Below are 10,937 nucleotides of genomic sequence, written 5' to 3'. Positions count from 1 at the left end.
GTAAGATCTCTTTTTTATTTAATGTATGTTTAAAAACGTTATTTCCCGTTTAGTAATTTTTCTAAATATTCAACTTTATCTTTTTCAGCTTGCACCAAGCGTTCGTAAAGTTCAACAACTTTGTCTAAAGGATTAAAATTGCAATTGTTATTGCCTGTCATAATAGCACCGTGATCTTGAAAAGTATTTCCAATAATGTTAAAAACCGCTTCCTCTGAAAAGTTTTTAATTGCCTCAACAGAAACTCCCAAAGCTTTTGCTACTTGAATTAGTTTTGGTTCGTCTACAGTTTCGCTGTTTTCAATAGCCGAAACTGCCTGCTGGCTTGTTCCTAAAGCCTGTGCCAGTGCTTCCTGTTTCATATCTTTAAGCTCTCTGATACGGCTTATGTTTCTGCCGATATGTTTGGGTTTTATTGCTGTACTCATAATTCAAAGATATTTAAAATTCTTAAACGAAAATAAATTTCGGTAAAAAACAAATTAGTTTTGTAAGATACTCTTTTCATAATTGACAAATTCGGCGATAGTCAAAAAACACAAATGATTTGGCTAAAGCCATTTTCTAATGTAATTTTGTTTCTCCGGCTAAAGCTGGAGGCAATTCATATTTTTACTAAATAACATGATTACAAAAGTATTACTCGAAGACATCCCTGCTCTAACAATATTAATAAACTCCGCATACAGAGGCGAAACTTCTAAAAAAGGCTGGACTACCGAAGCTCATTTATTAGAAGGAAAAAGAACAACCGAAGAAGAATTAAAAGAAATCATTTTAGATCCTAAAAATACATTTCTGAAATTTACAGACAATCAACAAATTATTGGATCGGTTTTATTGGTCGAAAAAGGACATCAATTGTATGTGGGAATGCTAACGGTTTCTCCCGAATTACAAAATAGCGGCATCGGAAAGCAGCTATTGGCAGAAGCTGAAATTCATGCAAAAACTTTAGAATTATCTACGCTTAGTATGACGGTGGTTTCGGTTCGTGCAGAGCTTATTGCCTGGTATAAACGTCATGGTTATGTTGAAACTGGCGAAAGAGAACCTTTTCCTTCAAGTGATATTCATATTAATATTTCAGATAAGCCTTTAGAATTTATTTACTTAGAAAAGCAGATTTAATAATAGCGTATTTGACTTCTTATAAAAAATAAAAAATGAACATACGCCTTTTGCCTAAAAAAGATAGTAAAGCCTCTGTTTGGAGTGGTGGATTGACATATGAATATATGATATATCCGGAAGCAGCAAGCTACTCCGATAGAGATTTTGTATTCAGAATAAGCAGTGCTACAATTGAGCAAGAACCTTCAGTATTTACCAAATTTAAGGGCTATTACCGATATTTGGTTATGCTTGATAACTGCTTGCATATTGAGATAAACAAAGAAAAAAAACTATATGAGAAATATGAAATCATGGAATTTAATTCGGATGATGAAGTGACTTCTTATACAAAAGGTATTGATTTTAATTGGATGGTTTCTGAGAAAATAAGCCATCACAAACTGCAAATAACAAATAGTAGCCAGAACAGTAATGCTCAAATAATAATTTTGTTTTCATTACATACAACAGTTATTAAAATTAATGAGAATCCATACCATCTAAAACCTTATGATGTATTAATGATTGAAAATATAAAAAAGGAAAATATAATGCTTCATTTTTCTAATAAATGCCTCTTTGGAGTATTGGATTTTTAATCAGATTTTGCCTCGAAGGCGCTAAGGCACGAAGTTTTTTTTACTCTCGCAATCCCGATAGCTATCGGAAGCAAAGACTCAAGGTTTATTTTTCTTTGTGTCTTTGCGCTTTTTTTAATAATGGATTAGACGCACAGCAGTGCGCCTCAATAGAAAAACTTAGAAACTTAGTACCTAAGAGCCTTAGCATCTTTTCTTAATCTTCGACAAAAATTCGTGGGAAACACCAAGATAGGAGGATAAGTTTTTATTGTTTATCACTTTAAACTTATTCGGGTATCGTTCTATAAACTCCAGATATCGTTGTTTGGAATTTTTGTTTAAAACATCCAGAAGTCTTTGTTGAATGGCGATATTGGCTTTTTCAACCATTATAATATGAAACTGAATCAATTTTGGAACCTGCTCGAATAAGAGCGTTTTATTGGCTTTGCTAATGACTAAAATTTCACTGTCTTCTATTGCCTTGATGTTATAGGTTGTGGGCTTTTGATGATAAAAACTTTCAAGATCACACATCCACTCGTTTTCGAAAGAGAAAAAAATAACACTTTCATTCCCATTATCATTCAAAATATAGGTTTTAAAAGCTCCTTTTAAAATAAAGCATTCGTAGGAACTATTGGAATTTTGAATCTGTAAAAACTCGTTTTTTTTGAGTTTTATAAATTCGGTCTTCTCAACTATAAATGTCCATTCTTCATCCGTTAATGCTATTTTACGTTCAATATTTAATCTTAGTGGTTTGTACATGTTTTTACTTTTATTCTTACTCAGGGGCGTAAGTATGTGAATGAATGAAAAATAATGTAATCGATTACGCAAAAATATACTTTTTTGTAATGTAATTGCTGTTAAAGTATAATTAATAGTAATTTATTTTCAAAACATTGAACTTGTTCAACTTTTTTCATACAAATTATAAGCAGATTTGCAGTCTTAACTATTTAACCAAACTTAATTATTATGAAATTCAAATCAACATTTTCAGTGTTTCTTTTAACACTGGTTTTCGGGTTTACAGCGTGTAATACCGAAGAAATTGCTTCTCCTCAAGGAGACGAGAATGCTACTATTGAAACGACCACAACAACAGCAAGTAATTTAACTGCAAAAGTTGGAAACTGTGCACAGGTCCCAGGCTGGGCTTCACAAAACGGAGGAACAACTGGTGGAGGAACTGCTGCAGAAACAGTTGTTACTACTTATGCACAGCTGAAATCGGCTCTTGAAAACACTGCTGTTAAAGTAGTAAAGGTTAGTGGTACAATTACCATTACGACAAGACTGTCATTTCAGGATCAAACTGGTAAAACCATTTATGGAGCAAGTGGTGCAAAATTGGTTTCGACGAATCAGACTAAAGATGGTTCTGGAATTATCAACATTAAAAGATGCAAGAATTTAATCATTAGAAACCTAATTTTTGAAGGACCTGGCGCTTACGATACCGATGGTTGGGACAATGCTATTTTAGACGATTGCCAAAATGTATGGGTGGATCACTGCGAGTTTAGAGATGGTGTTGATGGAAACTTTGATATCAAAAACAAATCGGATTATATTTCGGTTACTTATTCTAAATTCCATTATCTAAAACCACCAAAAGCAGGAGGTTCCGGAGGATCAGACGATCACAGATATTCAAACTTAATTGGTTCAAGCGATGGTGCAACCGCTGATCGTGGAAAATTGAGAATTACTTTTGCACGTTGCTGGTGGGCTCCTGGCTGTAAAGAAAGAATGCCTAGAGTTCGTTTTGGAAAAGTGCATTTAGTTAACAACTTTTTTAATAGTACGGTAAGTAATAAATGCGTAGCTGCTGGTTTTGAAGCTGATATTCGAGTAGAAACAAACGTTTTTGAAGGAGTAAAAACGCCTATCGATTTAATGACTGGTTTTACAGCTGTTACCGCAGTTGACAACGTTTTTACTAATACCTCAGGAAACCAGGCAGGAAGCAATACTGCGTTTACGCCTCCGTACACCATAGTGAAACTTGATAAAACTGCCGTTAAAGCTGATGTTTCTGCTAATGCAGGAGCAACTTCAGGCGGAAATATCTGTGGATCGTTTTAATTAAACCTCTTTTTTTTAGAATCCATAGTTTCGAATTCATTGCTTGAAACTATGGTTTTAAAGATCTGAGTTAGTTAGTTTTAGTTTTGTCAAACCCTGTAAGTATAAATCTTACAGGGTTTGGCTTTTTATTTTGTAATAATTACCACAAAGATTCGCAATTTTTTTGCCACGAAGGCACCATGGCACGAAGGTTTTTTTAATCGCGCAAATACGCAGAGTCGCAAAGTTTTATTTTCTTATATGTCCTTGAGAATTTCGGCCTTTGCGAGATTTTTTAAGTTCAAACTTAAACTTTCTTATATGACTTATATGGTTTAAAACAGTTACAACACAAGCTCTTCAAACAATCTCTGAATTGTTTTCTCCAAATCCTCACATAGGCCAGAATGAGGTCTTGAGGTTTGAATTGCAGAACTTCGAATCGCTGTCAGCCATCTGAATCGTTCCGGGATATCCATTTGTCCAATCGGACCGCCGTCTTTGTCTCCGGCCGCTATTTTTTTAAGGGCGGTTATGTTACAATGCAATTGTTCTATATCAAAATCGTTGGACAGCACTTCAACTTTATCATCGTCGATATGGGACAATACTTTTATAAATTTAGCTTTTTTGCAAAACAAAATGATTCCGATGTTTAGGAATTCTTCACGCTCTACTCTGGGTACCACGCGAATTACGGCATACTCATATAAGTGACTATCTTGCATTTTGAGCTTGATTTACAAAGATTTCGGAATTATTTAATCGGGTTTGCAAAAACTGCAAGTATACATTTCGCAAGGCTTCTGGCGTTTCATCGGTGTCCTCCCAAACTAACCATTCTTCAGGAATTGTATTCACAATTTCTTCTAATTTTTCGTTGGTTAAAAGCGCTTTGAATTCGGTATCAACTTCTTTTAAAAGCGAAGCCTGAGGCAGTAAAACGTGATCTTTGATCAACGCAAACGGACTTTTGGAATGCTGTTCCCAATTGTTCCAGGAATGATGAAAATACAAACAGGCACCGTGGTCGATCAGCCATAGTTCTTTATGCCAAATCAACATATTAGTGTTTCTGAAAGTTCTGTCTACATTAGTGATGTAAGCATCCAGCCAAACAATTTGAGATGCTAATTTATCATCAACAGTCGTTACAACAGGATCAAAAGTAATCGAGCCTGACAAAAAATGAAGTGCTAAATTTAATCCCTGACTGCCTTGTAATAAATCCTGAATTTCTTCGTCGCCTTCGGATCTACCAAAAGCTTCATCGAGATTGGCAAAAACCAGTTCCGGAAGCTGTAGTTTTAAGGCCTTTGCAATTTGTCCTCCAACTAATTCGGCTATCAAAGCTTTTACACCGTGACCGGCTCCTTTGAATTTTAGTACGTATTTAAAATCGTCATCGGCTTCTGCCAAAGCGGGTAAAGAACCGCCCTCGCGTAAAGGCGTGATGTAACGAGTGACATTTACCGTTCTGAGATCGAAATTGTTTTTCATATATACAAACTTACTAATTTAGATTGTTAGATCTTTAGACTTCTTAGATTTTTAGAATTTAGAAAAAAGAAAATAGAGTATAGAAAAAAGACTTCTCAGGATCATGAAAATTATCTAATTATCAAATTGGCACATTATCTAATTTCCTAATTATCTAATTCCAAAAAAGCTCGTCCAAGATTTTCAATAATATCCGAGGCTATAAAAGATTGATATCCTGTTTCTGGCAAGGCAATATCAGCAGTTAAACCGTGGATAAAGACGCCAAGTTTTGCTGCATACTTAGGTTCGTAGCCTTGTGCTAAAAAGCTTGTAATGATTCCGGTGAGTGTGTCGCCGCTTCCTGCAGTGGCGAGGGCAGCATTTCCGCTTGTGTTTTCGTAGATTTCTTTTTTATTGATGATGTAGGTTGGCGCACCTTTCATTACGATAATCACTTTATATTTTTCTGAAAAAGCGATTGTTTTTTGAAACTTCTCTGATTCTGAATTCCACTTACCTAATAAGCGTTCAAGTTCTTTTGGATGAGGTGTCAGGATTGTATCTTCCGGAACTAATTCGAGCCAGGATTGATTTTCTGCCAAAATATTCAAAGCATCTGCATCAAGAACCAATGACACTTTATTGCTTCTTAAAAATTCAAATAATGCTTTTTGAGTTGCTAGCTCCTGCCCTATTCCCGGACCAATTCCGATTGCCTGTGGCAGTAACGGCAGCTGAATATTGGTAATGAAATTGGTATTTTCATCGGTGACAACCATAACCTCAGGAATGGAGATTTGCAGAATTTGGTAACCGCATTTTGGTGTGAAAGTCGTTACGAGTCCGCATCCTGATTTTAGGCAGGCTTTCGAAGATAAAACGGCTGCTCCTATTTTGCCATAACTTCCGGCAATTATCACGGCGTGCCCCTGAAGTCCTTTATGGGTATGAGGATTTACAGGTTTATAGCATTTTAGAATTTCTTCTTTTGTTATTAAAAATGGGGTTTTCATTTGATAGTTTTGTTGGACTGATTATTTAAACACATAGAAACATAGTTTTTCTTTGCGCAAAAAGGCATTTCACTTTTTCTGAAAACACATTAGCTGGCAGTGAAAACTAAATGAATCAAATAAATCAAAATTGTTATCTAAAGTTACATAAAATTTGAAGAAAAAGTTCTTTCTTAATACCTAAGTCCCCTAGCCCTGATAGAAGCGGTATCCTTTTTGTTTTTTCTTTAAAAACAAAAAGATATAGCGGATAGCAGGAAATAGCTTCTAAATATTGCGAAATTTATAATTTAGACTATTAATTTCCGATATTTTTTAAATAAATTTGCGACTCACTTTTATAAACAACACAATGAAAAATACTGCGCTTACGCACATACATGAGAGTTTGGGAGCGAAAATGCTGCCTTTTGCCGGTTATAACATGCCTATTACTTATGAAGGTATAAATGCTGAACACGAAACAGTTCGTAACAGTGTGGGCGTTTTTGACGTTTCGCATATGGGAGAATTTTTACTTACCGGACCAAATGCTTTGGCTTTGATTCAGAAAGTGACTTCGAATGATGCTTCGACTTTGACTATTGGAAGAGCGCAATATTCTTGTTTGCCAAACAATGACGGCGGAATTGTTGATGATTTGATTGTGTATAAAATGAAAGAAGAGCAGTATTTGCTTGTTGTAAATGCTTCGAATATTGAAAAAGACTGGAACTGGATTTCTTCGCACAATGATTTGGGTGTTGAAATGAAAAACCTTTCTGATGATTACTCACTATTGGCTATTCAGGGACCAAAAGCGGTTGAAGCTATGCAGTCTTTATCTTCTATAGATTTATCGGCTATTGCTTATTACCATTTTGAAGTAGCTGATTTTGCTGGTTTTAATGACGTAATCATTTCTGCAACTGGCTATACAGGTTCTGGTGGATTTGAAATTTACTGTAAAAATGCTGATGCTGAAGCAATTTGGAACAAAGTTTTTGAAGCTGGTGCAGCTTTTGGAATTAAACCAATTGGACTTGCAGCCCGTGATACTTTACGCTTAGAAATGGGATTCTGTTTGTACGGAAATGATATCAACGATACTACCTCTCCGCTTGAAGCTGGTTTAGGATGGATTACAAAATTCAACAAAGATTTCACGAATTCTGAAAGTTTGAAAAAACAAAAAGAAGAAGGTGTTACTAAAAAATTAGTTGCTTTTGAAATGCAGGAACGTGCTGTGCCAAGACATGACTACGAAATTGTTGATGCTTCTGGCGCTGTAATTGGTGTTGTAACTTCCGGAACCATGTCGCCTTCTATGAATAAAGGAATTGGTTTAGGGTATGTTACGGTAAGCAATAGTGCTGTTGACAGTGATATTTTTATCAGAATTAGAAAAAATGATGTTCCTGCGAAAGTGGTAAAATTGCCTTTTTACAAGAAATAAGCTTTAAAGACCTAATAATTAAGGAAATGCATTACTGAAAAGTGATGCATTTTTTTGTTGCAATTCATTGTGTATTTCATCGAAAACAAATCGTTTAAATGTAAGATATTTTAGAAAAAATATAACTTTTAATAAAAAAAATAAGCGTAATTTTAAGCTAAACGAAGATCTTCGATTTATGAAAAAAATACTATTATTTTTTTTGATGACTACAAGCGCTCTATTTAGTCAAAATAGCGCAAACACATGCGAAATTCTAAGCAAAATAAATCGACTTATTCAAACCGAACATATCAGACCAAAACCAGTTGATGACAGCTTGTCTATTTTTGTATTTGATAATCTGATTAATGAACTGGATCCTTCGAGAAACATTTTTTTTAAGACGGAATACGATGAATTATCCAAAAAATATCGCGTTAGCTTAGATGATATGATTATGGAAGGTGATTGTAATTTTGTGGATGATATTTCTAATAAATACAAAGACGGATTACGCAGAACTAAAACAGTTTTAGAAAAAATTCAGGCCGAAACAATTGATTATACAAAAAAAGATACGATTCGGTTTTATAAAAAATCATTTCCTTTTTATCTTAAAAAAGAAGATTTAGAGAAAGTCTGGCTTAAGAAATTACGTTATCAGATTTTAGATGATATGGCTGAAACCAGTGATAATTTGGATTCTATTAAAGCTAATTTTAAATCGATTGAACTGGCTTCGAGAACCACTATTCTAACCAATGAAATTTGTCGGTTCAATACCCTTTTAGAAACAAATACAAATCTGGAGGAGAAAGTATACAATTTATTTTGTACCTATTTTGATCCGCATACAGCCTATTTTAGCAATGATTCTAAATCGAGCTTTGTAGCTTCATTATCAAAGGAACATTTGTCACTTGGAATGACGGTCAATTTAAACGAGAAAAATGAAATTATCATTGATGAAATAGATCCGAACGGCCCGGCTTTTAAAACAGGGCAAATAAAAAAGGGCGATCAAATTGTTTCGATCTCCAACCATAAAGACACATTACAAGTTTCTTGTTCCTCTTTAGAATCTATTTCGACCATGATTTTATCGGAATCAAATAAAAGTATTACCCTTACGTTAAAAAGGAATTCGGGCAAAAGTTTCGATGTTTATATCGAAAAACAAGTCATGAAAGATGAAGAAAACTCTGTCTTTAGCTTTATTGTGGGCAAGGAAAGTAAAATTGGCTATATCAAGATTCCGAGTTTTTATGCCGATTTAGATGGCAACAGTCGAAAAGGTTGTGCTGATGATGTTGCCAGAGAAGTGATAAAGCTAGATCGTGACAATATAAAAGGGCTTGTAATTGATTTAATTGATAACGGTGGCGGATCTATGGAAGAAGCCATTAAACTAGCCGGAATGTTTGTTGATTATGGCCCACTTTCGATTGTAATTGACAACAAACAAGGTACATCTGTTATTAATGATCCTTACAGAGGAATGATATATAAAGGTCCGATTGTGGTATTGGTAAATAGTAATACGGCTTCGGCAAGCGAGTTTTTTTCTTCGATATTACAAGATTATAATCGCGCTTTAATATTAGGCAGCAATACGCTTGGCAAAGCCACAATGCAAACCATTCTTTCGCTTGACGAAGAAAAAAATACTGATTTCCTGAAAATCACTATCAATAAATTTTACAGGGTCACCGGAAAAAGCCATCAATACGTAGGAGTTACTCCAGATGTTATAGTGCCGGAATTTTATGAGGGCGTTTATCAAAAAGAAAGTGATTTTCCGACTGCGATTAAAAACGACAGTATTCAGCCCTTTTTAAAATACAAACCATTTGTAAAACGACCGCTTATTGATAAACTTGCTAAAAATAGTACGGCGCGTCTGGCTGACAACTATTTTTTTAACGACGTAAAAAAAATAAACCTAAAAATCGATCAGTTAGTAAACACTCCAAAATCAGAAATTCCGATGACAATCGATGCTGTTTTTAATCAGAAAAAAATAGTGAATTCACTTTGGAAAGAGATTAACACTTTTAATGACGAAAACAATCCTCTGGATGTTTATAATTCTACTGTAAATCAGTTTTTGCTAGGCGTTTACCCAACTGAAAAAACAATAAATCAATACCAGATCGATAATCTTAAAACAAACCCTTATTTGAATGAGGCGGTAAATATTATTACGGAGTTCAATGCTTCGAAATAGGTTTCAGGTTGTCTCGCTTTGAACATAGATTTTAACCGCAAGGTTCGCAAAGTTTTTTTTTCGTTGCGTTTGCAGATGTTTATTAAGTTCGCAAAGCTGTTCATAGCGTCCTTTGCGTAAAAACCTTGCGAACCTTGCGGTTAAATTCGCCATGAATGTCTTTAAAATCACAGTTAAAATTTCATAAGAACATAATTTAAAAAAGAATACGATTGATTTTGGAAAAATAAGGAATAACCGTATTTTTGCATCACAAAACTAAAAATTAGAAATGGGAAGAGCGTTCGAATTTAGAAAAGGAAGAAAAATGAAACGTTGGTCAGCAATGGCCAAAACATTTACCAGAATTGGTAAAGACATCGTTATGGCTGTTAAAGAAGGCGGACCTAACCCAGATGCCAATTCTAGATTAAGAGCTGTAATACAAAACGCAAAAGCCGCTAACATGCCTAAGGACAATGTGGAGCGCGCGATAAAAAATGCAAGTAATAAGGATACTGCCAACTATAAAGAAATTTTGTTTGAAGGATATGCTCCTCATGGGATTGCGATTTTGATTGAAACAGCATCTGACAATAATAACAGAACAGTAGCAAACATTCGCAGTTATTTCAACAAATGTAACGGAACAATGGGAACTCAGGGTTCTGTTGAATTTATGTTTGATCATACTTGTAACTTCAGAATTGCAAAAGGCAATCTTGATCCTGAAGAATTAGAATTGGAACTTATTGATTTTGGTGCCGAAGAAGTTTTTGAAGACGAAGACGGAATCTTAATTTACGCTCCTTTTGGAAGCTTTGGAGCTTTACAAAAAGAATTAGAAAACAGAGGTCTTGAAATTTTGTCTTCTGGTTTTGAGCGTATTCCACAAATCACTAAAGAATTGACAGAAGCTCAAATCGCTGATGTTGAAAAACTAATCGAGAAAATTGAAGAAGATGATGACGTAATGAACGTTTATCATACGATGAAAGAAGAGTAATATTCTCTTTTTTATAAATAGCAAAAAGCCCTGAAAA

At 34.6% G+C, this 10,937-nt stretch carries 11 protein-coding genes; 6 read left to right on the top strand and 5 right to left on the bottom strand.

Going from position 1 to position 10,937, the window contains the following annotated elements; translation table 11 throughout:
- Window positions 1-38 precede the first annotated feature (38 nt).
- Window positions 39-428, bottom strand: a complete 390-nt coding sequence (locus AC6CH4_RS25650; protein WP_498108130.1) for a helix-turn-helix domain-containing protein — start codon at window positions 426-428, stop codon at window positions 39-41.
- 196 nt (window positions 429-624) lie between these two features.
- Between AC6CH4_RS25650 and AC6CH4_RS25645 the strand changes: the two genes are divergently transcribed.
- Entirely contained in the window at window positions 625-1,131 is a 507-nt protein-coding gene (locus AC6CH4_RS25645; RefSeq protein ID WP_498108128.1) for a GNAT family N-acetyltransferase, read from the top strand.
- Between the two features lie 35 nt (window positions 1,132-1,166).
- On the top strand, window positions 1,167-1,715 hold the full coding sequence (locus AC6CH4_RS25640) for a HutD family protein (protein WP_498108126.1): 549 nt from the start codon (window positions 1,167-1,169) through the stop codon (window positions 1,713-1,715).
- 183 nt (window positions 1,716-1,898) lie between these two features.
- Here the strand turns inward: AC6CH4_RS25640 and AC6CH4_RS25635 are convergent, their stop codons facing one another.
- Window positions 1,899-2,468 carry a Crp/Fnr family transcriptional regulator gene (locus tag AC6CH4_RS25635; protein ID WP_498108124.1) on the bottom strand — a complete coding sequence of 190 codons (570 nt, stop codon included), beginning with the start codon at window positions 2,466-2,468 and terminating at the stop codon, window positions 1,899-1,901.
- A 213-nt stretch (window positions 2,469-2,681) separates the two neighbouring features.
- Between AC6CH4_RS25635 and AC6CH4_RS25630 the strand changes: the two genes are divergently transcribed.
- Complete coding sequence (locus AC6CH4_RS25630) at window positions 2,682-3,794, top strand: pectate lyase family protein (RefSeq protein WP_498108122.1); 1,113 nt, start codon at window positions 2,682-2,684, stop codon at window positions 3,792-3,794.
- 326 nt (window positions 3,795-4,120) lie between these two features.
- Here AC6CH4_RS25630 and AC6CH4_RS25625 read toward each other — a convergent pair whose 3' ends face one another.
- The 3 genes from AC6CH4_RS25625 to AC6CH4_RS25615 form a co-directional block, all read right to left on the bottom strand.
- Entirely contained in the window at window positions 4,121-4,504 is a 384-nt protein-coding gene (locus AC6CH4_RS25625) for a DUF3037 domain-containing protein (RefSeq protein ID WP_498108120.1), read from the bottom strand.
- Complete coding sequence (locus tag AC6CH4_RS25620; protein ID WP_498108118.1) at window positions 4,494-5,276, bottom strand: HipA family kinase; 783 nt, start codon at window positions 5,274-5,276, stop codon at window positions 4,494-4,496. Before AC6CH4_RS25620 ends, AC6CH4_RS25625 begins: the two co-directional genes overlap by 11 nt.
- Window positions 5,277-5,422: 146 nt before the next feature.
- Window positions 5,423-6,271: an NAD(P)H-hydrate dehydratase gene (locus AC6CH4_RS25615; RefSeq protein WP_498108116.1), complete on the bottom strand. Its 849-nt coding sequence runs from the start codon at window positions 6,269-6,271 to the stop codon at window positions 5,423-5,425.
- Window positions 6,272-6,623: 352 nt separating this feature from the next.
- On the opposite strand from AC6CH4_RS25615, the gene gcvT reads away from it, so the two are divergent.
- The 3 genes from gcvT (at window position 6,624) to AC6CH4_RS25600 (ending at window position 10,900) form a co-directional block, all read left to right on the top strand.
- Window positions 6,624-7,706 carry a glycine cleavage system aminomethyltransferase GcvT gene (gene gcvT, locus AC6CH4_RS25610; RefSeq protein ID WP_498108114.1) on the top strand — a complete coding sequence of 361 codons (1,083 nt, stop codon included), beginning with the start codon at window positions 6,624-6,626 and terminating at the stop codon, window positions 7,704-7,706.
- Between the two features lie 178 nt (window positions 7,707-7,884).
- Window positions 7,885-9,915 carry a S41 family peptidase gene (locus tag AC6CH4_RS25605; RefSeq protein ID WP_498108112.1) on the top strand — a complete coding sequence of 677 codons (2,031 nt, stop codon included), beginning with the start codon at window positions 7,885-7,887 and terminating at the stop codon, window positions 9,913-9,915.
- 271 nt (window positions 9,916-10,186) lie between these two features.
- Window positions 10,187-10,900, top strand: a complete 714-nt coding sequence (locus AC6CH4_RS25600) for a YebC/PmpR family DNA-binding transcriptional regulator (protein ID WP_007811539.1) — start codon at window positions 10,187-10,189, stop codon at window positions 10,898-10,900.
- Window positions 10,901-10,937 lie beyond the last annotated feature (37 nt).

Source organism: Flavobacterium sp. GQ95, assembly GCF_059758655.1.
Note: the sequence above shows the minus strand (reverse complement) of the source record. Positions and strands in the feature narration are given on the sequence as shown.

Bases quoted from the DNA above. Each gene is read 5' to 3' on its own strand.
- AC6CH4_RS25650 (WP_498108130.1), bottom strand. From the start codon at position 428: ATGAGTACAGCAATAAAACCCAAACATATCGGCAGAAACATAAGCCGT.
- AC6CH4_RS25645 (WP_498108128.1), top strand. From the start codon at position 625: ATGATTACAAAAGTATTACTCGAAGACATCCCTGCTCTAACAATATTA.
- AC6CH4_RS25640 (WP_498108126.1), top strand. From the start codon at position 1,167: ATGAACATACGCCTTTTGCCTAAAAAAGATAGTAAAGCCTCTGTTTGG.
- AC6CH4_RS25635 (WP_498108124.1), bottom strand. From the start codon at position 2,468: ATGTACAAACCACTAAGATTAAATATTGAACGTAAAATAGCATTAACG.
- AC6CH4_RS25630 (WP_498108122.1), top strand. From the start codon at position 2,682: ATGAAATTCAAATCAACATTTTCAGTGTTTCTTTTAACACTGGTTTTC.
- AC6CH4_RS25625 (WP_498108120.1), bottom strand. From the start codon at position 4,504: ATGCAAGATAGTCACTTATATGAGTATGCCGTAATTCGCGTGGTACCC.
- AC6CH4_RS25620 (WP_498108118.1), bottom strand. From the start codon at position 5,276: ATGAAAAACAATTTCGATCTCAGAACGGTAAATGTCACTCGTTACATC.
- AC6CH4_RS25615 (WP_498108116.1), bottom strand. From the start codon at position 6,271: ATGAAAACCCCATTTTTAATAACAAAAGAAGAAATTCTAAAATGCTAT.
- gcvT (WP_498108114.1), top strand. From the start codon at position 6,624: ATGAAAAATACTGCGCTTACGCACATACATGAGAGTTTGGGAGCGAAA.
- AC6CH4_RS25605 (WP_498108112.1), top strand. From the start codon at position 7,885: ATGAAAAAAATACTATTATTTTTTTTGATGACTACAAGCGCTCTATTT.
- AC6CH4_RS25600 (WP_007811539.1), top strand. From the start codon at position 10,187: ATGGGAAGAGCGTTCGAATTTAGAAAAGGAAGAAAAATGAAACGTTGG.